Annotated in this window: 17 protein-coding genes; 4 read left to right on the forward strand and 13 right to left on the reverse strand. The window is 66.6% G+C overall.

Features of this window, described 5'->3' with window-relative positions:
• Positions 1–254 precede the first annotated feature (254 nt).
• Complete coding sequence (locus ABV518_RS17255; protein WP_367769240.1) at positions 255–1,544, reverse strand: ammonium transporter; 1,290 nt, start codon at positions 1,542–1,544, stop codon at positions 255–257.
• Between the two features lie 287 nt (positions 1,545–1,831).
• Complete coding sequence (locus tag ABV518_RS17260; RefSeq protein ID WP_367769242.1) at positions 1,832–2,491, reverse strand: helix-turn-helix domain-containing protein; 660 nt, start codon at positions 2,489–2,491, stop codon at positions 1,832–1,834.
• Positions 2,492–2,578: 87 nt separating this feature from the next.
• Between ABV518_RS17260 and ABV518_RS17265 the strand changes: the two genes are divergently transcribed.
• Complete coding sequence (locus ABV518_RS17265; RefSeq protein ID WP_367769245.1) at positions 2,579–3,130, forward strand: dihydrofolate reductase family protein; 552 nt, start codon at positions 2,579–2,581, stop codon at positions 3,128–3,130.
• Positions 3,131–3,163: 33 nt separating this feature from the next.
• On the opposite strand, the gene ABV518_RS17270 is transcribed toward ABV518_RS17265, so the two are convergent.
• From ABV518_RS17270 to ABV518_RS17305, 8 genes are all read right to left on the reverse strand, one after another.
• Complete coding sequence (locus ABV518_RS17270) at positions 3,164–4,441, reverse strand: allantoate amidohydrolase (RefSeq protein WP_367769600.1); 1,278 nt, start codon at positions 4,439–4,441, stop codon at positions 3,164–3,166.
• Between the two features lie 69 nt (positions 4,442–4,510).
• Positions 4,511–5,668: an FAD-dependent oxidoreductase gene (locus tag ABV518_RS17275; RefSeq protein WP_367769248.1), complete on the reverse strand. Its 1,158-nt coding sequence runs from the start codon at positions 5,666–5,668 to the stop codon at positions 4,511–4,513.
• A gap of 21 nt (positions 5,669–5,689) precedes the next feature.
• Entirely contained in the window at positions 5,690–7,048 is a 1,359-nt protein-coding gene (locus tag ABV518_RS17280) for an FMN-binding glutamate synthase family protein (protein ID WP_367769251.1), read from the reverse strand.
• 9 nt (positions 7,049–7,057) lie between these two features.
• Complete coding sequence (locus ABV518_RS17285) at positions 7,058–7,807, reverse strand: protein glxC (protein ID WP_367769253.1); 750 nt, start codon at positions 7,805–7,807, stop codon at positions 7,058–7,060.
• Entirely contained in the window at positions 7,795–8,703 is a 909-nt protein-coding gene (locus tag ABV518_RS17290; RefSeq protein ID WP_367769255.1) for a glutamine amidotransferase, read from the reverse strand. Before ABV518_RS17290 ends, ABV518_RS17285 begins: the two co-directional genes overlap by 13 nt.
• 57 nt (positions 8,704–8,760) lie before the next feature.
• Complete coding sequence (glnT, locus tag ABV518_RS17295) at positions 8,761–10,149, reverse strand: type III glutamate--ammonia ligase (RefSeq protein ID WP_367769258.1); 1,389 nt, start codon at positions 10,147–10,149, stop codon at positions 8,761–8,763.
• A 91-nt stretch (positions 10,150–10,240) separates the two neighbouring features.
• A complete protein-coding gene (locus tag ABV518_RS17300; RefSeq protein ID WP_367769261.1) occupies positions 10,241–10,699 on the reverse strand; it encodes a hypothetical protein in 459 nt (152 codons plus the stop codon).
• Between the two features lie 9 nt (positions 10,700–10,708).
• Positions 10,709–12,745, reverse strand: coding sequence for a primary-amine oxidase (locus tag ABV518_RS17305; RefSeq protein ID WP_367769263.1), 2,037 nt, complete (start codon positions 12,743–12,745; stop codon positions 10,709–10,711).
• A 122-nt stretch (positions 12,746–12,867) separates the two neighbouring features.
• Here ABV518_RS17305 and ABV518_RS17310 point away from each other — a divergent pair, with 122 nt between their 5' ends.
• The 3 genes from ABV518_RS17310 to ABV518_RS17320 all read left to right on the forward strand — a co-directional run bounded on the left by ABV518_RS17310 (position 12,868) and on the right by ABV518_RS17320 (position 15,803).
• Entirely contained in the window at positions 12,868–13,458 is a 591-nt protein-coding gene (locus ABV518_RS17310; RefSeq protein ID WP_367769266.1) for a TetR/AcrR family transcriptional regulator, read from the forward strand.
• Between the two features lie 136 nt (positions 13,459–13,594).
• Positions 13,595–14,692: a D-TA family PLP-dependent enzyme gene (locus tag ABV518_RS17315; RefSeq protein WP_367769268.1), complete on the forward strand. Its 1,098-nt coding sequence runs from the start codon at positions 13,595–13,597 to the stop codon at positions 14,690–14,692.
• 154 nt (positions 14,693–14,846) lie between these two features.
• Positions 14,847–15,803 carry a helix-turn-helix domain-containing protein gene (locus tag ABV518_RS17320; protein ID WP_367769271.1) on the forward strand — a complete coding sequence of 319 codons (957 nt, stop codon included), beginning with the start codon at positions 14,847–14,849 and terminating at the stop codon, positions 15,801–15,803.
• A gap of 133 nt (positions 15,804–15,936) precedes the next feature.
• Here the strand turns inward: ABV518_RS17320 and ABV518_RS17325 are convergent, their stop codons facing one another.
• The 3 genes from ABV518_RS17325 to ABV518_RS17335 form a co-directional block, all read right to left on the reverse strand.
• Entirely contained in the window at positions 15,937–17,415 is a 1,479-nt protein-coding gene (locus ABV518_RS17325; RefSeq protein ID WP_367769274.1) for an APC family permease, read from the reverse strand.
• Positions 17,416–17,664: 249 nt separating this feature from the next.
• Complete coding sequence (locus tag ABV518_RS17330; RefSeq protein WP_367769277.1) at positions 17,665–19,218, reverse strand: cytosine permease; 1,554 nt, start codon at positions 19,216–19,218, stop codon at positions 17,665–17,667.
• 15 nt (positions 19,219–19,233) lie between these two features.
• On the reverse strand, positions 19,234–19,539 hold the full coding sequence (locus tag ABV518_RS17335) for a hypothetical protein (RefSeq protein WP_367769279.1): 306 nt from the start codon (positions 19,537–19,539) through the stop codon (positions 19,234–19,236).
• Between the last annotated feature and the right edge of the window lie 233 nt (positions 19,540–19,772).

Genomic DNA, 19,772 nt, shown 5'->3' on the forward strand with positions numbered 1-19,772 from the left:
TGCTTGGGCACGAACCTCTCGGCGGGCACGCGCACGCATGTCACCCTGGCCCGACGCCCCGGCACGACAAAGGGCCGAACTGCGGAACTATAAGCCAGCTGATGCTGACACCGGTCCGCTGTTCGGCCCTGCGCCGGACTCGTGCCCCGGGTGGTGCCAGACGGCACCACCCGGGCTTGATTCAGGGAATTTCAGGTCCGTTCCATTGGGGCCTATTGGACATCAGGCCCCGCTCCAGACCACCCACGTGGGGATCAGACGCGCTGCGGCGAACCGAGCTCCACAGGGTCTTCGTCGGTAAGGTAGGCGAGCTCCGAGTGGGCTGCGATGTCGATGCCGCGGAGTTCGTCTTCGGGCTTGATGCGCAGGCCAATGGTCTTGTCCAGGATCTTGGCCAGGACCCAGGTGATGCCGAACGAGTACACCAAGACCGTGACGGTGGCCAGAGCCTGAACCCCCAGCAGTTCAACGCCGCCGCCGTAGAAGAGGCCGCTCACTCCGTTCGGGGCTGCGTCAGTGGCGAACAGGCCGATCAGCAGGGTTCCGAGGATGCCACCCACGAGGTGGACGCCGACGACGTCGAGTGAATCGTCATAGCCAAGGCGGAACTTCAGTTCGATGGCGAGGGAGCAGACGGCACCGGCGATGGCACCGATGGCCAGTGCGCCGAGCGGGCTGACCGCGCCACAGGCGGGCGTGATGGCAACGAGGGCAGAGATCAGGCCGGACGCTGCGCCCATGCTGGTGGCCGCTCCGTGGCGGAGCCGCTCAACCAGGGCCCAGGCGAGGAGCCCGGCAGAAGCTGCAACTGCCGTGTTCAGGAAAACAACGGAGGCGGACTGGCCGGCGGAGAGTGCAGAGCCTGCGTTGAAGCCGAACCAGCCCACCCAGAGCAGTCCGGCACCAACGAGCACCAGCGGACGGCTGTGCGGCTTGGTGTGCTCCATTTTGGGCCAGCCGGAACTCTTGCCCAGGACCAGGGCCAGGGCAAGCGCCGCGGCGCCGGCGTTCATGTGCACGGCGGTTCCACCGGCGAAGTCGATTGCCTTGATGCCGCTCGCGATCCAGCCGCCGGTAACGCTGCCGTCGGCCGAAGAGAAGGCGAACACCCAGTGGGCGATGGGGAAGTAGACGATGGTTGCCCAGATTCCGGCAAACAGCATCCAGGCGCCGAACTTCATACGTCCGGCTGCCGCTCCCGCAACCAGGGCCGTAGTGACACAGGCGAAGAACAGCTGGAATGCGGCGAAGAGAATCACCGGAATGGAGGCTGCCTCATCTGCGGCGAGCAACTGTCCCATGCCGGGGAATTCCGTAATGTCCCCGATGAGCCCCAGGCCGCCCACGGAATTTCCGAAGGCCATAGAGTAACCGAAGAGCGCCCAGAGCACTGCCACCAGGCTCGCGCCGCCGAAGCACATCATCATCATGTTGAGAATGCGACGAGACCCCACCATGCCCCCGTAAAACAGGGCCAGGGCGGGGATCATCATACAGACCAGCGCTGAGCTGGCCAGAATCCAAGCGACATTTCCCGAATCCATGGGAAACCCCTTTCGTGATGCGAAGAGAGAACGGAAATTGCCGGTCAGAGCCGCTCCGGAGGAGGGACGCGGAATCAGTACCACGTTCATCGGAGGGCAGCTATTGCCGTCTGGTTCCAACTGTATGGCGGCAGTTCCGCGGTGGGTTTCCGGCTGGTTAAATCGACGTTTCGGTCACGGGCACGCCAGTTTCACACGTCCCTCGAACGTACTTTGGATGCAGGGAATCGCCCGATCTGACGCCGGATTTGCAGGACTGATCAGCGTGGCAGGGTCAGCGTGCGCAGTTACTTGGCGGAGATGGCCAAAAACCTGATGGGCAGGTCCAGCAGCTCCAGCGGCCCGTGCGGACCCTCGCCGTCCAGCAGGAGGGAGTCGCCAGCTTCCATGGAGTACTCGTAGGCGCCGTGCCCGTAAACCATCTTCCCCGCCAGCATGTAGATGAACTCAGTGCCCGGGTGCTGGAACAGCGGAAAGACATCGGAGGCGTCGGTGAGCGTGACCAGCGTGGGTTCCAGCGCGTCGGTCCGGCCCTTGAGCGTGCCCAGGACGCGGTACTCATGGCCATGCTGCGTGCCGCTGCGGACAGTCAGGCTGCCCTGGCCGTTCTTGGTGAAGGTGGCATCACGGTCTGTGTCGGCACCGCGGAAGAGTGCGGTGACGGGAATCTTGAGGCCGTCGGCCAGCCGCTGGAGTGTCGTCAGCGAGCATGAGGTGGTTGCCGTTTCGATCCGCGAGATCATGGCCTTTGACAGGCCCGTCCGGGCAGCGAGGTCCGCCGAGGACAGGCCGTTGGCGGTGCGGTAGTGCCGGACCTGCGTGGCGATGACCTGCTCCAGTTTGCCCGCGACGGCGGCAGCATCAGCCGGGGTGCCCGGGTCCACGACGGCGGCCGTACCGGCAGCGGTGGTCGCGGTGTCTGTTTCCTCCGGGGCGTGATTGGTCATAGGAGCCATCATAGGTGGCGGGGCCGTAGCGAAAGTCCTGCCGCGAGCCTACTGTTTTGAGAGGGCATGGGAGTGAAAGGACGACCAATGCGGACCGTGACCTACGGCGCGGCATGCAGCCTCGACGGCTTCATCGCCGGCAATAACGACACCTTCGACTGGATCCACTTCAGCCGCGACGTGGAGGAAGTCATGGCCCAGTACTGGTCCACCGTGGATGCCGTCCTGATGGGCCGGAGGACTTGGGAGTTCGCGGCAGCCCAGGGCATGGGCGATGAGCCAGCGTCCGCCAGCAACGAAGGCAGCGGGATTCCGGCCGTCACCACGTACCTCTTCTCCCGCACCCTCGCCGAGGCCCCGGAAGGCGTGGAGCTAATCTCCTCCGATGCCGTCGGGTTCGTCACCCGGCTCAAGCAGCAGCCGGGCAAGGGAATCTGCCTGATGGGCGGCGGTGACCTGGCGGGGTCGCTCTTCGAAGCCGGAGCCATCGACGAAATCAGCCTCAACGTTCATCCCGTCCTGCTCGGCTCGGGTGTCCCCTTCTTCCGCGACCCCGGACGGCGGATCAGCCTCGAACTGACAGAGTCGCGCACGCTCGACGGCGGCTGCGTGCTGATGAACTACCGCGTGCGGACCTGAGGCTGCCGCGGAGGCCAGCGGAAGGAAAAGCGGCTAGCCGATGCCGCGCGCCTCGCCCAACAGCCCTGCCAGCGAGTCCGCGAGCGCAACGGCGCCTGCCTCGGCGTCCCAGTCCTCCACCAGCTCATCGGGCGAATGCGAAACGCCCGTGGGGTTGCGGATGAACAGCATCGCCGTGGGGATCTGCGAACTGAGGACCCCGGCGTCGTGCCCTGCCCCGGTGTCCAGCACAGGCGCGGCCGGAAGCAGCTCCTGCAGCCGGTCCCGCAGCCCGGCATCAAAGCGCACCGTCGGACTGAGGGACTCCATGCTGAGGCTGGAGGCGCAGCCTTCCTCGGCCGCCATGACCTGGGCGTTCAGCCCGATCGCCTCCACCAGCGCCGCCGTGATGGAGTCGTCGGGATGCCGCACGTCGATCCACAGGTCCACCCGGGAGGCGATCACGTTGGTTCCGCCGGGGACGGGCTGGATCCGCCCCACGGTGGCCCGAGCATCCCGGTACTTCCGGGCGGTGTCGCGGATGCCCACCATGACCTTGGCGGCCGCGATCATGGGGTCTTTACGGTCCTTCATCAGCGTGGTGCCCGCATGGTTGCCCTCGCCGGTAAGCGACAGTTTCCACCGCCCATGGCCCAGGATCGATGACCCGATGGCCACCGGCTGGTTCAGGTCGATCAGGCCCCTCCCCTGTTCCACGTGCAGTTCCACAAACACGCCCAGCTGCTGGAGCGCCTTGTAGTCGGCACCGATGAGCCGCGGGTCCTGGCCGCTGGCGGCGGCGACGTCCGCATACGTGTTGCCGTCAGGATCCTTGAGCCGGCGGGCCTTGTCCGGGTCGAGTTCGCCGGTCAGCAGCCGTGACCCCAGGCAGGCCACGCCGAACCGGGACCCTTCCTCTTCGGGGAACACTGCAATGGCCAGCGGGCGGCGGGGGCGGAGGCCGCGCGCCTTGAGAAGGTCGACGGCGACCAGTGCCGAGGCGACCCCCAGCGGCCCGTCGTACTCACCGCCGCCGGGGACAGAGTCGAGGTGGCTGCCGGTGACCACCGCGTTCCGCCGCGTACCTGTCGCGGTATCCCACCACGCCCAGATGATGCCGTTCTGGTCCGTATGGACGTCCAGCCCGCGGCGCCCGGCCTCCGCTATAAACCAGCTCCGCAGCTCCGTCTCGGCCCTGGAGAACACCGGCCGCGAGTAGCCTCCCCGGGTCCTGTCGCGGCCGACGTCGGCAATGTCCCTGAGCAGGCCGCTCACCGTGGCGGCGGGCTGCTCAGCCGATGGCGGCTGCGCTGCTTCCGGCTGGGTTGGCAGGAATGCGGAAGAGATGGGGGCAGTCACGGGCGTCCGTTTCTCGAGATGGGTGCAGTGAAAGGCATGCGGTCAGCGGCCGCTGACCGCATGCGTCGCGGTCCGGAAACGGAGCGGCACGTTGGCCGCTCCGGTGGCCAGGTCCGCCGCCCACCGGCCGATCAGCGGCGCGAACTTGGCGCCGTGGCCGGAACACGGCGAGAGGATGGTGAGGTTGCGCACGCGGTCGATGACGAAGTCCTCGTTGGGCGTATTGGTGAACAGGCAGGTGGTTTCGGCGTACGGCTCGGGGTCCAGGCCCGGCAGGAAACGGCGGACGTAGTCCACCACCCGGCGGCGGTTGGCGGGGTCCACTTCGCCGGTCTGTTCGGCGGCGGAGCGAAGGAACCTGCCGCCGTTGTACTCGGCCACCTTCTGCCCGGCAAAGCCGGCGTCGCGCCCGCCGGGCAGGCCGTAGACCTGGATGTCTTCACGTTTATGGATGAACGTCGGCCAGGAACCGTCGGGAACAGCGCCGGCGTCGTCATCCTTGTAGCGGAAGTGGAACGCCTGCTCCTGCCGCACCGTGATTTCGGGGAGCCCGGCAAGGAAGCCCGAGGGAAGGGACAACTCCCCCAGCAGCCCGGGCAGCCAGCCGCCTGCGCTGATGACCACATTGCCGGCGTCGAACGTTTCCCCTGTGGCTGAGGTGAGCCGGTAGCCGGCCGCGGTCTTGTCCACCCGCTGCAACTGCCACCCCGTCACCAGCCGCGCGCCGTGCCTGACCGCCTGCTCCACCATGGCGTTGACAGCTGTCTCAGCATCGATCACTCCCGCGTCCGGATGCCAGAGCACCTCCGTGTCGAAGGCGATCCGCGGCCAACGCGCCGAGGCCTCGGCCGCACTCAGCAGCTCGTGCTTGATCCCCGCCCCTGCCAGCACTCCGGCGAGCAGCCGCGGATTTCGTTCGGAGCCGAAGTCAGCTGCCCCCGCAGGAGTGATCAGCTCGGAGCCGCTGTTCAGCGCCAGGACATCCCACAATGCCTTGGACTCCTGCACTGCGTGCGTATAAAAGGGGTCCGGGTAGGCGTAGCGGAAGATCCGGGCGGACCCGTGTGAGCTGGCGTCGTGGCTGGCCGGGACGTTGCGTTCCAGGATGGTGACCTGGTGTCCGCGGGCCGCGAGCTGCCACGCCGTGGCGGCGCCGGCCATGCCGGCGCCGACCACCACGTAGTCGGAGGAATCGGTCATTGTGCGCTCCTGTTCCGGCGCTTACTTGGCGCCGGGGATCCAGCTGGTGCCGGCCAGCGGCACGCGGGCCATGGCCGAGGCTTCGATGGTGAGTGCCACGAGGTCCTCGGGTTCCAGGTTGTGCAGGTGCGACTTTCCGCAGGCCCGGGCGATGGTCTGGGCTTCCATGGTGAGGACGCGCAGGTAGTTGGCCAGGCGCTTGCCGGCCGCCACCGGGTCCAGGCGGGAGGCGAGCTCCGGATCCTGGGTGGTGATGCCGGCGGGGTCGCGGCCGTCCTGGAAGTCGTCATAGAAGCCGGCTGCGGAACCCAGGGCGGCGTATTCGGCGGCGTAGCGGGGATCGTTGTCGCCCAGGGCAATCAGCGCCGCGGTGCCGATCGCCACGGCGTCCGCGCCCAGCGCCATGGCCTTGGCGACGTCGGCGCCGGTGCGGATGCCGCCGGAAACGATGAGCTGGACCTTGCGGTGGACGCCGAGTTCCTGGAGCGCCTGGACGGCCTGCGGAATCGCGGCGAGGGTGGGGATGCCGACATTTTCGATGAACACCTGCTGGGTCGCGGCGGTGCCGCCCTGCATGCCGTCCACCACCACCACGTCCGCTCCGGACTTCACGGCAAGCGCGGTGTCGTAGTACGGCCGGGAGGCGCCGATCTTTACATAGATGGGCGTCTTCCAATCGGTGATTTCGCGCAGCTCGCCGATCTTGATCTCGAGGTCGTCCGGGCCCGTCCAGTCAGGGTGCCGGCTGGCCGAGCGCTGGTCGATCCCCACCGGCAGAGTGCGCATTCCGGCCACGCGTTCGGTGATCTTCTGGCCCAGCAGCATGCCGCCGCCGCCGGGCTTGGCACCCTGGCCAAGCACGATCTCGATGGCGTCGGCCTTGCGGAGGTCATCCGGGTTCATGCCGTAGCGGGACGGGAGGTACTGGTAGACGAGGTGCTTGGACTGGCCGCGCTCCTCAGGCGTCATGCCGCCGTCGCCCGTGGTGGTGGAGGTACCCACCTCGGATGCGCCGCGGCCCAGCGCCTCCTTCGCGTTGGCGGAGAGTGCGCCGAAACTCATGCCGGCGATGGTCACCGGGGTCTGCAGGTGCAGGGGCCGGCTCGCGTGCCGGTCGCCGAGGACGACGTCGGTATCGCACTTTTCGCGGTAGCCCTCCAGCGGGTAGCGGGACATCGAGGCGCCCAGGAACAGCAGGTCGTCAAAGTGCGGGACCTTGCGCTTCGCGCCCCAGCCGCGGATGTCATAGACGCCGGTGGCCGCGGCCCGCTGGATGTCCGCGATGGTGGCGCGGTCGAACGTGGCGGACTCGCGCAGGCCCAGTTCAGCGATGTCCTGGGGACGGTCCTGGGTGTAAATCGGTTCGGAGGTGATGGTCATGGGAGGCTCCTAGTACGACGTCGAGTTGTCGACGTGGAAGTGGTAAAGGTTCCGGGCTGAGCCGTAGCGCTTGAAGTCGGCCGGGTTGTCGCTGCGGCCGGCGGCGGCCAGCAGCTCCCCGAGTTCGGCCAGGTGCTCGGCTTTCAGGGGCTTTTCGATGCAGTCAGCGCCGAGCGACGCCACAGTGCCCTTGACGTAGATCCGGGCCTCGTAGATGGAGTCGCCCAGGGCCTCGCCGGCGTCGCCGCAGACCACCAGGCGGCCGGCCTGGGCCATAAACGCGGACATGTGGCCGATGTTGCCTCCCACCACAATGTCCACGCCCTTCATCGAGATGCCGCAGCGGGCCCCGGCGTTCCCGTCGATGACCACCAGGCCGCCGTGGCCGGTGGCGGCCGCGGACTGGGACGCGTCGCCCGTTACGTGCACCCGGCCGGACATGATGTTTTCCGCGAGTCCGACGCCGGCATTGCCGTTGATGGTCACGTCGCCTTTTTGGTGCATCCCGGCGGCGTAGTAGCCGGCATGGCCTTCGACGGTCACCGTGACGTCCGCGTTGATGCCGACGGCGAGGCTGTGCTTGCCGCCAGGGCTGGTGACCGTCCAGGACTGGCCGTCGGCTGCGTTGTGGAGGGCCTGGTTCAGGTCCCGGACCGGGCTGCCGGCCAGGTCCACGCTGAAGGAGCCAGGGCCCGTTTCCGTGCTGACGGCTTCCTCGGCTGCTTCGGTGCTGGTTTCGGGTGCTGTCAGAGTGACCATGTGTAGACCTTTCCGGGTTCCGGTTCAAAGATGCGGGCGTTGTCGATGCCCGGCAGGGCCGCCAGGGCGCGGTATTCGGAGGCCATGGCCACGTAGTCGGCGGTTTCGGCGATGATGGCGGGCTTGCAAGCGATCGGGTCCCGGACCACGGCCATGCTGTCCGCGGTGGTAACCACCAGGGTGTAGAAACCATCGAAGACCTTGCCCAGGTTCACCAGGGCCTCCTCGAGGGTGTCGCCCTGCTCCAGGCGGGAGGCGACGTAGCGGGCGCCCACCTCCGTGTCGTTGTCGGAGTCGAACACCACACCGTCGCGCAGGAGGCCCCGCCGGATGGTGGCGTGGTTGGAAAATGAGCCGTTGTGCACGAGGCAGAGGTCATCCGCCACGGAGAAGGGGTGCGAACCTCCGGCCGTCACAGCGGACTCGGTGGCCATCCGGGTGTGGGACAGGCCCTGGCTGCCGGCCATGGCCTCCAGCCCGTGCTCGGCCGCGATGTCCATCGGGTGGCCAACACTCTTCATCACGGCCACATGCTCACCGCGGCCGATGATGGTCGCCGCCGGGAGGGTTTCGCTGACAACCTTCACCAGCAGATCGGTGCCGACGGCGGCACTCACCAAAGTGGTGTCGCCCACCACGCGCACGGCCGCCTCGGCGTCCGATGGGAGCATGCCGGCGATGGCGAGCTGGATCTCCGTGATGGGCAGGCCCTGGTCCTTGCCGAGCAGGCTGAGCGTGGAGGTTCCTTCCGAGACCAGGCCGGGGGTGTTGTAGACGGCCAGGCCGGCAGAGTCCGGTCCCCGGTCCACGATCTGGCACATCATGGAAGACAGGAGGCTGCCCATTTGGGGGTGCAGCAGGGGGTTGCGCAGCTGCAGCGCGGCAATTCCACACATGGTGTGTCCTTTACTTGCTAGGGGTTCTCGGATCGGTGTTCTCCGATCGATGACGGGCTAGATGGACGTCAAATACGTGCGGATTTCCCAGTCGCTGACCTGGTTGTGCCAGCTCAGGAATTCCTCTTCCTTGGCGTCCGCGTAGTACCTGCCGATCTCGGCATCGCCGCTAAGGCTGGCAAGGATCACCGGATCGCGGCGCAGGGCTTCCACAGCATGGAGCAGCGTAGCCGGCAGCAGATGGGCATCGGGCTTCGACTCACCCGGGCCAGACGGCAGCCCGGGGTCGGCAGCCTTTTCCACGCCGTCCAGCCCGGCCGAGATGGCCGTGGCGATGGCAAGGTAGGGGTTCGCTGAGCCGTCGCCGGAGCGGAGCTCGATCCGTTTGTTGTCCGGGACGCGGATCATGTGGGTGCGGTCGTTGCCGCCGAAGGACGCCTTCCGCGGCGACCAGGTGGCGCCGGAGGAACTGGTGGTGGCGCCCGAGCGCTTGTACGAATTCACCGTCGGAGCCAGGAAGGCCTGCAACGCAGGCGCGTGCTCCAGGATGCCGGCGATGAACGAATAAGCGAGGCCGGACAGCCCAAGGCCGCGGCCGCCGTCGTCCGCTCCACTGCCGTCCCCACTGTCATCCCCAGGGAACAGCGCCTCGGCGCCGGACCACAGGGACAGGTGGAAGTGCAGGCCCGTGCCGGTCCGGTCGGTGAACGGCTTGGGCATAAACGTGGCGGTCATGCCCCGCTGCTCGGCCAGGATGTTGAGGATATAGCGGAGGGTGACCACCCGGTCCGCGGTGGTCAGCGCGTCGGCGTAGTTGAAGTTCTGCTCGAACTGGCCGGCAGCATCCTCGTGGTCGTTGGCGTAGTTGCCCCAGCCCAGCCCGTTCATCGCCTCGGAGATGGAGGTGAGGTGGTCGTACATCCGGGTGACGCCGCGGGCGTCGTAGCAGGGGCGGGGCGAATCGTCGCGGGCGTCGGCGGTACTCAGCGTCCCGTCGTCGTTCCTGTTGACCAGGAAGTACTCAACCTCGGCGCCGATTTTCGCCTGCATGCCCTGGTCCGCGAGCCGTGCGAGGGTGTTTTTCAGGATGACCCGCGGCGCGTACGGCCAGGGCTGGCCGTTGACGTGCGGATCGCAGTGGATGATGGCCAGGCCCTCCTTGATGAAGGGGACCGGGGTGAAGGAGGCCAGGTCGGGGACCGCGATAAGGTCCGCGTCCTGCGGCTTCTGGCCGATGAGGCCTGCCGCGTAGCCCGCGAAGCCCATGGCCCCGGCTTCGAGCTCGTCGGCGGCCTCGACGGGGACGAGTTTGGCGCAGGGCTTGCCGGTCATGTCCACAAATGTGGCCAGGATAAAGCGGACATCGTGGGCCCGGGCGATGTCGGCCAGGGAAATTCTGTCGGTAAGGGGTGAAGCGGATACAGCAGGGGTTGCGACACTCGTCATCGAAACGTTCCTGTCCGGTTGGCGTTAGCTACTAGTAAACCTTGTTGAACCAGAGTAGCCAATTCACCGTTACGGGCGTCGTGCGGGAATGTTAAATGCGCGTTACGCGGGGTGGGGGGACGGATCTGAGGCGCGCCACGAGAGTCGCGGCGAGCAGCGCCGTCGCGATTTCCAAGGCGATGACCAGCAGGAGTCCGCCGGCGCCAGCTGCGTCCGCAATGTTCTGGCCTGCAACGTTCGACGGCGGCACTCCGGCATGTGCGTGGCCGCCGGAACCTGCGCCGAGCAGCAGGACGCCGTGAACGGCAGCCATGGAAACGGCGCACCCCATGACCCTGCGCAGGGCGCCCACCCGGTTGTGCCGCCAGATGTGCAGGGCGCACGGCAGGCAGACACCTGCGAGTGCGAGCATGAGGACACTCAACAACGCACCGTGCTGGTTTTGGACGGCGAGCCACACGTGCACGGCACTGGAGGCTGCCACCACCGCGGCGCATACCCGAGGATGCAGGACGGGCCCGCCAATGCGGGCCCGTCGGGTCAAGGTCATGGGATTTTCCTAGCTGTGGCAGCTGCCGGAGCCGGCGTCGCTGTGGCAACCTCCCGCTGCGCTGGATCCGCCGGCGCTGGCGGGCACGTCCAGGACGGGGCTGCGGTCGAAGAAGCCCTCAGGCCGCAGTTTGAAGCCCACGGTGTCCACGGGCATGATGGGCCAGTCCTCGACGCGCGGGAAGTGGGTCAGGCCGAAGGTGTGCCAGAGCACGATGTCCTGGCCGTCGATTTCGCGGTCCTGCGCGACATAGGCGGGCAACCCTGCGCCGCCGGGGTGCTGGTTCACGAAGTCGCCCGTGGGGTAGCGCTCGTCGTCGGCGTAGCGGGTGACCCACACATCCTTGGTGGCGAAGGCAGCCCGCCGCGCGATGGACGAGTCCGGATCCGCCAGGAGCGTGGGCTGGTTCTGGGCGTGGAGCTTGTAGCCCACGGGCTCGCCCAGGCGGTTGCGGGACTGCGGGTTGGAGATGATCCAGGTTCGGCCGGCCCGGGCGTCGGCCTCGCGGACGGCATCGGATTCGCGGGCCAGCACGGTGCGCTTGCGGGAGAAGGCGTTGCCCCGTTCATTTCCCTCGCCGATGGTCTGGCGGACCACGTCCTCTTCCTCGACGCGGTTGGTGAAGCCGTCGATGGCCATGTCCAGGCGGGCGCTGAAGAGGTGCTGGTGGAAGGGTGCGCCGAGGCCGGGTGCCAGCTGGGAGATGTTGTCCGAGCCGCCCTCGGGGAAGGCGGAGGTGAAGACGACGCCGGTTGCCTTGGCTTCGAATTCGATGGTGCCGTCCAGGTAGAGGTACCAGTAGAAGCCGTAGTCGTAGTTGCCGATGGTGGTGAAGAAGGAGATCACCAGGCGGCGGTTCCGGCGGGTGTAGTTGATGCCGGTCCAGAGGTCGCTGTGCTTGGAGAGGATCCCCCAGTCCTCCTCGTGCATGCAGATGCCGTTGCGGATCTCGCGCGGGTTGCCGAAGGCGTCGCTGATGACGGGGCTGAGGTAGGTGATGTCGCCGAGGCAGTCGCAGCCCAGCTCCAGGGAGTTGGCGTACTGGCCCACGAGGTATTCGCCGGTGTCGAAGTAGTTCTGCCAGGACCGGATGGGCGACGGGTCACCGTACGGAACAACCATTTCGGCGATCGAGGCCCGGTTGATGATGGGCCTCAGCCGGTCGCCGTCCTGGAACGCGATGTTGTGCAGGACCACGCCTTCGCGGACGTCGAAGCCGACGTCGAGGCTCCATTTCTCCCACTCCACGTGATTGCCGCCGCTGACGGTGAAGCTGGGACCTTCAGGCTGGGTGATGCTGATCGGTTTCTGCGTGGTGCGGAGCGGGCCGGTCAGTTCGGGGTCTGTGTAGTTGCCGTGCTCGGCCGGGATCGGCATGGCGCCGAGGTCCAGGACCCGGGTGACTTCCTTGCTGACCACATCCACGTAGGCCACGAGCCCATCCACGGGGTGGGCCCAGGCGCTGTCCTCCCTAAAGTCCTGCACAAACGCCAGGCCGCGGAGGATGCGGCGGCCTTTTTCCTCCGGGTACTCGAAGACACCGGCCGAGAGCGGGGCGACCCGGACCTTGGCGACGTCGAGCCCGCGGTCCGCCAGCGCCTTGAGCCAGCGGTCATCCGTGGCCAGCAGCGATTCCACCACTTCGAATTCCTCTTCCAGGACCGGCAGTTCGCCGGTAACGGCAGTGTCCAGTTCGACGGCGGACACCACCTCGCCCCGCGTCACGGAAACCACCGCATCCGTGGACGCGCCGCCCGCAATGTCATGGAGGAAAATGCGGAACCTGCGGTCCTCGGCGGGGATCACGAGGGCGGTGTCCCCGACGGCGGCGGCAGCACCGCCGCCGGCGTGCACGCCGGCGAGACGTCCGGCGTCGGAATTTCCGAGGGCGGCACTTCCGCGGGCGGGGTCCAGCAGGCCCAGGTAGGCGATGCGCTTTTCAGCCCCAAGGTGTCCGGCGGCGCGCAGGATGGCCTGGACCTCGGTGATTTCGCCGCCTGATGCCAGGCGGTACTGGGTAACTGTGTCAGCTGCTGCAAGCGTCATGGGTGACCTTTGTCCGGGACCGTGGCTGGTCGGAATTTTTATTTTCTATACTTGTAGAGAATAAGCGTCCGTAAGATGACTCACAAGAGTTTGAGCAAAAACATTTCCGGGGAGCGGCCGCGGTGCCAAAGATAGTTGACCATGACGAGCGGCGCCTGGAACTGGTGGATGCCACCTGGCGGATCATCGCCCGGCTGGGCATCGAGGGCGCAACGATGCGCGAGATCGCGCTGGAGGCAGGCTTCGCCAACGGGGCCCTCAAGCCCTACTTCCCCACCAAGGACACCCTGCTGGAGTTCGCGTTCGGGCACGTCTTCAACCGGACCAACCAGCGCGTCGCCAAGGTCACCGAGGGCAAATCCGGACTGCCGGCACTGCGCGCCTTCTGCCTGGAGGTGCTTCCCCTGGACGAAGAACGGATCAACGAAGCGCGGATTGTCATCCCGTTCTGGCAGAAAGCTGTCAACGACCCGCAGAAGGCGGAGATCCACCAGCAGTCCATGGACGAGTGGCTTGCTGCCATCCGGCAATACCTCGCCGAGGCCCGGGAGGCCGGCGACGTCAGTGCCGCCGTCGACGACGCCACTCTGGCCAGCCAGCTCCTGAACATGCTGCTGGGGGCGCAGATCGGAGCAGCACTGGCCGCAGGCCCCGACGCCGATCCCGGCCTGGCCGACCAACTCGAGGGCTACCTCGCCCTGCTGGCCGGGTAGCCGGGCTTCGCCAGCCACGCGCCCGCCCTAACCCCACCAAAACCAGCCCGCCCCAGCAACAGCAGACCACCGCAGCACCTGACCCAAGCACCTGACCGCCCGGCATCCCGGGAGGCCCGCAAGGAGAATTCCACCCATGACCATCCCCGCTGAGATCGACACCCCGGACATCATGATCGACGTCGACATCCTCGAACGGAACATCGCCCGGATGGCAGAGGCCGTCCGGGCGAAGGGCCTCGCCCTCCGTCCCCACGCCAAGACCCACAAGATCACCGAGATCGCCGCCCGCCAGATGGCCGCCGGAGCGGTCGGACTGACGGTGGCAACCATCGGCGAAGCCGAAGTTTTCGTAGATGCAGGCATCGACGACATGTTCATCGCCTACCCCCTCTGGATTTCGCCACAAAAGGCCGAGCGGCTCCGGCGCTTGGCGTCAACGGCAAAAGTCGCGGTCGGCGTGGACTCCGCTGCGGGGGCCAGCATGTTGGGATCCAGCCTCGGGCAGGCGGCCGGGAGCATCAGCGTACTGGTCGAAATCGACAGCGGGCACCACCGCAGCGGTGTCCGCCCGGAGGCCGCGGCGGCGGTTGCCGAAGCCGCCTCGCGCGCCGGCCTGCAAGTAGCGGGCGTGTTCACCTTCCCGGGGCACAGCTACGCCCCCGGGATGCCGTTAGAGGCCGCCGCACAGGAGCAGCAGGCGCTGCGGGAGGCCGCCGAATCCCTGGTCGGGGCTGGATTCGAAGCGACGCGCCGCAGCGGAGGCTCTACCCCGACGGCGCTTCTGACCGAAGGATCCGAGGCCACCGAAGTGCGTCCCGGCGTGTACGTCTTCGGCGACGCCCAGCAGCTGGAGCTGGGCCGTTGCGCCGTGGAGGATATCGCGCTGACGGTTGCGGCCACCGTGGTGAGCCACCACGAGACTCCGCCGGATGCCCCGGCACGCTTCATCATCGACGCCGGCAGCAAGATCCTGGGCAGTGACCGGCCTGCCTGGGCGAGCGGTTTCGGCCGGCTGATCGACCATCCGGACGCCCGGATCACCGCCCTCTCGGAGCACCACGCCACCGTCGAGTGGCCCGACAGCCAAACCCTGCCGCCCATCGGTGGTCGACTGCGCGTGGTCCCCAACCACGTCTGCCTGGCCATCAACCTGGTGGACGACGTCGCCGTGACCAGCAACGGCGCACTCGCGGACCGCTGGGCCGTGGCAGCCCGGGGCAAAAACAAGTAACAGCTCCCCGACGGACGGCAGACCCCACATCGGAAGTCTTTTTTCGCCAACTGTTGAAAAAAGATGGCATCCGGCGCTAACCTGAGTGAACTGTGTCCCAGGACACAGCCCCGGGGAACCCGCGTTATGCGGCCATCCGTCGTCAGGACCATCCATGCCAGCTGCAGTCCAGCCCGCCAGCCAGAACCTCAAATCCAGCGTTGCGCTGACGTTTGACCACTGGAAACACCTCGTGGCGGAGTCCTTCGTGCCGCTCGCCGCCCGGACAGCAGACGTTGACGGCTTCCGCGGGCAGCTGCGGTCGCGGGTGCTGGACCGGATGTCCGTCGTCGAAGTAACCGCCACCTCCCACGAGGTCCACCGCACCCCTGCCCTGATTGCCCAGGCCAGCGAACGCTACTTCAAACTCAACCTCCAACTGGAGGGCACCGGGCTCCTGATCCAGGACAACCGCGAGGCCCTGCTGCGGCCCGGGGATCTGGCCATCTACGACACCAACCGCCCCTACACCCTCGCGTTCGAGGAAGAGGCGCGGATGATGGTGGTGATGTTCCCCTGCGACGCCCTCTCGCTGCCCACGGACTACGTGGGCCAGCTCGCGGCAGTACGGATGGCCGGCAGCACGGGCCTGAGCGGGATCGTGGGGCAGTTCATCCGGCAGCTGTCCGAAAACCTTGAGGTCCTGAGCGGCCCCAGCGGCTCACGGCTGGCAACGAACGCCCTGGACCTGGTGTCCACCCTGCTGCACGCGGAAATGGACATCGCCCCGGACCGGATGAAGCCACAGACCCTCCTGGCCGTGTCGGTGCGCGAATACATCGAAGCCAATCTCTCCGATCCCCAGCTGTCACCGGCCAGCATTGCCGCGGCGCACTTCATCTCGACGCGGCACCTGCACAATGTCTTCCACGAGTCGGGCACCACGGTGGCCACGTGGATCCGGTCCCAGCGGCTGGACGGCGCACGCCGCGAGCTGCGGGATCCGCTGCATGCCGGCAAGCCGGTAGGCGCTGTCGCCGCCCGCTGGGGGTTCCTCGACGCAGCGCACTTCAGCCGCACCTTCCGTGACGCCTTCGGCGTCTCCCCCAGCGACTGGCGCCGCGGCGCCTGACCGCTCAGCGGACGCGCCGGCGACCACCCGCCATCGGGCATTTCCGGAAGGTCGGCAGGAACAGCAATGGCCCGGCGCGGATTGATTCCGCGCCGGGCCTTTGCGCTCCCCCGTCGGTTGCCGGAGGCCGCGCCTAGTTGGCGGCGTGCCCCAGGGCGGCAAGCCCGCGGCGGCGCTCCACCTGACGCTCCACCAGCACACCGGCAGCGAACACCACCGGGACTGCCACGAGCAGGGCAACTGCGGTCTCGGCGCTGCCGCCGATCAGGGACGTGAAGTTGCTGACCACCAGGTAAAGGACCCAGGCCAGAAGTACGGACGCTAGCGCCGGCGCGAGGAGGGTCTGCCAGAGCTGCCCGTTGATCCGTTCCCGGCGGAAGAAGCCGACGACGGCGATGGAGCACAGCATGTACAGCACCAGGAGTGCCGCGACGGCCAGCCCGCTGAACCACGAGAACAGAGTCAGGACGGGGTCCAGCGCCAGCACTGCGAAGGGGACTACGAGTACGACGGCGGTGGCACTCTGGATCCAGGCAGCCGCGGCGGGCGCACGGTGCCGGTTGGTCCGGGCAACGATTGCGGGCAGGGAACCGCGCAGTGCCAGCGAGTGGAGGTAGCGGTTGATGCCGTTGTGGAAGGCGATGATCCCGGCGAGCAGGGAGGTGACCAGCAGGATGCCGGTGGTGATTCCTGCCCAGGGTCCGAACAGTTCCACCATGGGCGTGAGCACAAAGGCGGTGGAGTCGCCGGATTCCAGGGCGGCGCCGGCGGCGTCAATGACCTGGGACGGGCCGTAGTAGCTGACCAGCATCCACGAAATGAAGGAGAAAAACACGGAGATAACGCCCACGGAAAGATAGGTCGCCCGGGCCACCGTCCTGTGGGCGTCCTTGGCCTCGGCGGAGTAGATCGCCGTGGATTCGAAGCCGAACATGGAGGCCACCGCGAACATAATGGCCACGCCGGGGGCACCGGTGGCAATGGCTTCCGGCGAGAAGGATGCGGCAAGACTGAGACCTTCCGGACCGCCGCCGCGGAACAGGACGGTGAAGCCGAACATCAGCAGGACGGCAACTTCCAGCCCCACCAGCAGGGCCAGCACCCGGGCGCCGAGTTCGATGTTCAGCGACCCCAGCACCTGGACGCCGGCCATGGTGACCAGGGCAAACAGCCACCACGGAACGTCCAGCCCGATGGAGGCCAAGAGCCCGGAGAAAGCGGCGCCGTAGAGCCCGTACATGGCGGCCTGGACCGTGCTGTAGGCCAGCAGCGCCAGCCAGGCCGCGCCAGCCCCGATCCTGCGCCCGAAGGCGGCGGTGACGTAGGCGTAGAAGGCGCCGTTGGCCTGGATCTTCCGGCTCATCGCGACAAATCCCACCGCGAAGATCACGATCACGATGCCGACAATCAGGTACGCGCCCGGGGCACCGGCGCCGTTGCCGAGTGCGGCCGCGAGGGGCGAAGCTCCGACGATCCCGGTGAGGGGCGCCTGGGCGGACAGGACAAAGAACAGGATGCCCATCACGCCGATGCTGCCGGCGCGGAGGGCGGTGGAGTGCTCCGTGCGCGGAGCGGCTTCAGTGGTCCGGGACTCGGAATTCGAAATACTCATTGGATCCTTCTTAACGGTCATGAGCGTTGGGGAGAGGGCGCTCCGCGAGAGGGCAGGCGCCGATGAATCCAGCATGGCAGCGGACACGGCCTTTGCCTTGTCCTGGAGCGATCAGTTGTTGTGTGTGAGTGCAGTGACCGTCTTCCGACAATGGACAACCCCTGAAACGCCGAAGGCCGGTCACCGCATGTCTGCGGTGACCGGCCGTGGGGACCGTTGTGTGTGGGGACCGTGTGCCGGAACGGAGGATCAGCTGATCCCGGCCGGAACCTGTTCAGCGGGTTCTTCAGAAGTAATCGGGACGTTCCTGGCAGCTGCAGCCCTGACGAACCTCGGGCCGGCTGGTCCGAATGCGTCTGCAGGCTCCGGAAAGAGCCAGAGCACCAGGGGGTACAGGACAGCAGCCAGGCCGATGGAAACGGGGATGCTGAGGTCCACGCCTGCAGCGAGATCACCCAGCGATCCCGTGAATTGGCCGGGGATGTTGACAAAGAGGATCCCCATCACCGCCGCAAGGATCCAGACTCCCATGGCCCTCCAGTTCCAGCCATGGTTGAACCAGTATTTGCCGCCGGACTGCCGGCGGTTGAAGACCTGCAGGGAATCGGCGTGATACCAGCCCCGGCGGACAACGTAGCCGATCATCATGATGATCATCCACGGTGCGGTGCACGTGATGATCAGGACGGCGAACGTGGAGATGCTCTGCACCACGTTGAAGGCGAACTTGCCCACAAAGATGAAGACGATGGCGATGGCGCCGATGAAGATGGTTGCCTGGACCCGCGAAAACCGGGGGAAAACGCTGGAGAAGTCCAGCCCCGTGCCATACAGCGCCGTGGTCCCGGTGGACATGCCACCGATCAGGGCAATGAGGCAGACTGGCAGGAAATACCAGGCCGGGGAAACAGCCAGCAGACCGCCCACATAGTCAGAGCTCTCAAAGAAGGCCGGTGCCTCGGTGGCGATGATGGTGGCGGTCACCAGTCCGAAGCCGAACGGAATGAGCGTGGCGATCTGGGCAAAGAAGGTAGCAGCCATGACCCTGATCTTCGGCGTCTCAGCGGGAATGTAGCGGGACCAGTCTCCCAGGAAGGCGCCGAACGAGACGGGGTTGGACATCACGATCAACGCAGAACCGATGAACGACGGCCAGAACAGGGCGTTTGTGGCGGCGTCCGCGGCGGGGCCGAACATGCCTGCGTAGGAGGGATCGAAGGCTCCGGCAAAGGCGAAGATGCCGAGCAGGAACAGCAGCGATGCCGCCACCACCGCGATCTTGTTGACCAGGAGCATAAACCGGAATCCGTAGATGCAGACCGTTAGAATCAGGAGGGCAAACACGCCGTAGGCGATGCTGAGGGTGACCGGGTTCTGCGGTACGCCGATCAGCCGGTTGGCCCCTCCAACCAGGGCATCGCCGGAGCTCCAGACGGAGATGGAGAAGAAGGCGAAAGCCGTCAGCAGGGACAGAAACGAGCCCACCACCCGGCCGTGGACACCAAGATGGCCGGAGGATGACACGGCGTTGTTCATCCCGTTGGTGGGGCCGAAAACTGCCATCGGCGCCAGGACCAGCCCGCCTGCCACCACCCCCAGAAGCGTGGCCAGGAGCGCGTCTTTGAAGGAGAGCCCAAAAAGAATAGGGAATGAGCCCAGCACCACGGTGGCAAACGTGTTGGCGCCACCGAACACCAGCCGGAACAGGTCCAGAGGCCGGGCACTTCGGTCCTCCGCCGGGATGGGCTCAATACCGTGCTTTTCGACCTCTGTCGCTGCCGGCACGTCGGAGTTGATTGTCATGAGGAATGCCTTTGCTTAGGAAACGGAGGCTGGTGAGAGGTGTTCGTGGATGGCCAGGATCCCGCCGTCCGGGGTACTGGAAAAGATGATGGATTCACGTTCATGGAGTACATCCCTGACTCCCGCCACCTCCACTACCGTCCGCACATCATGGCTGAAGACGGCACCGGTACCCGCCACCTGGATGGCCTGGCCCGAGCTGTGGCACTCGATGACCCGCCAGCCGGCTTCCTGCCAGCCGCGCCAGAGATTTCGGTATTCCTCCAGCCAATCCGGGAAGGTTCGCTGTGGAACACGAAGGTGGCATCCTCCGCGAAGCATCCGAAGTAGGCTTCGAAGTCCGCGGCGGCGAAGGCATCAATCACCGTCGTGGCAGCTGCCTGCACGTCGGCCTCGCAAAGTATTTTCATGGTCCGCTCCTGGGCCGCTGGGCCTGATCGTCATCGAGCCGGGACCGGGTGATCCAACTCACAATGTGACCATTGAACATCAAGTATTGCCTGCAGGGCAACAAGTGCCGAGGCATCTCTCCGTTTGTTACGCCAACGGACAGC

This window comes from Arthrobacter sp. HS15c, assembly GCF_040812005.1.
Lineage (GTDB): Bacteria > Actinomycetota > Actinomycetes > Actinomycetales > Micrococcaceae > Arthrobacter.

Coding starts and splice junctions, on each gene's coding strand:
- ABV518_RS17275 (WP_367769248.1), bottom strand. CDS start 5,668: ATGACCGATTCCTCCGACTACGTGGTGGTCGGCGCCGGCATGGCCGGC.
- ABV518_RS17285 (WP_367769253.1), bottom strand. CDS start 7,807: ATGGTCACTCTGACAGCACCCGAAACCAGCACCGAAGCAGCCGAGGAA.
- ABV518_RS17280 (WP_367769251.1), bottom strand. CDS start 7,048: ATGACCATCACCTCCGAACCGATTTACACCCAGGACCGTCCCCAGGAC.
- ABV518_RS17320 (WP_367769271.1), top strand. CDS start 14,847: ATGCCAGCTGCAGTCCAGCCCGCCAGCCAGAACCTCAAATCCAGCGTT.
- ABV518_RS17290 (WP_367769255.1), bottom strand. CDS start 8,703: ATGTGTGGAATTGCCGCGCTGCAGCTGCGCAACCCCCTGCTGCACCCC.
- ABV518_RS17300 (WP_367769261.1), bottom strand. CDS start 10,699: ATGACCTTGACCCGACGGGCCCGCATTGGCGGGCCCGTCCTGCATCCT.
- ABV518_RS17255 (WP_367769240.1), bottom strand. CDS start 1,544: ATGGATTCGGGAAATGTCGCTTGGATTCTGGCCAGCTCAGCGCTGGTC.
- ABV518_RS17325 (WP_367769274.1), bottom strand. CDS start 17,415: ATGAGTATTTCGAATTCCGAGTCCCGGACCACTGAAGCCGCTCCGCGC.
- glnT (WP_367769258.1), bottom strand. CDS start 10,149: ATGACGAGTGTCGCAACCCCTGCTGTATCCGCTTCACCCCTTACCGAC.
- ABV518_RS17330 (WP_367769277.1), bottom strand. CDS start 19,218: ATGACAATCAACTCCGACGTGCCGGCAGCGACAGAGGTCGAAAAGCAC.
- ABV518_RS17305 (WP_367769263.1), bottom strand. CDS start 12,745: ATGACGCTTGCAGCAGCTGACACAGTTACCCAGTACCGCCTGGCATCA.
- ABV518_RS17315 (WP_367769268.1), top strand. CDS start 13,595: ATGACCATCCCCGCTGAGATCGACACCCCGGACATCATGATCGACGTC.
- ABV518_RS17265 (WP_367769245.1), top strand. CDS start 2,579: ATGCGGACCGTGACCTACGGCGCGGCATGCAGCCTCGACGGCTTCATC.
- ABV518_RS17335 (WP_367769279.1), bottom strand. CDS start 19,539: ATGCTTCGCGGAGGATGCCACCTTCGTGTTCCACAGCGAACCTTCCCG.
- ABV518_RS17260 (WP_367769242.1), bottom strand. CDS start 2,491: ATGACCAATCACGCCCCGGAGGAAACAGACACCGCGACCACCGCTGCC.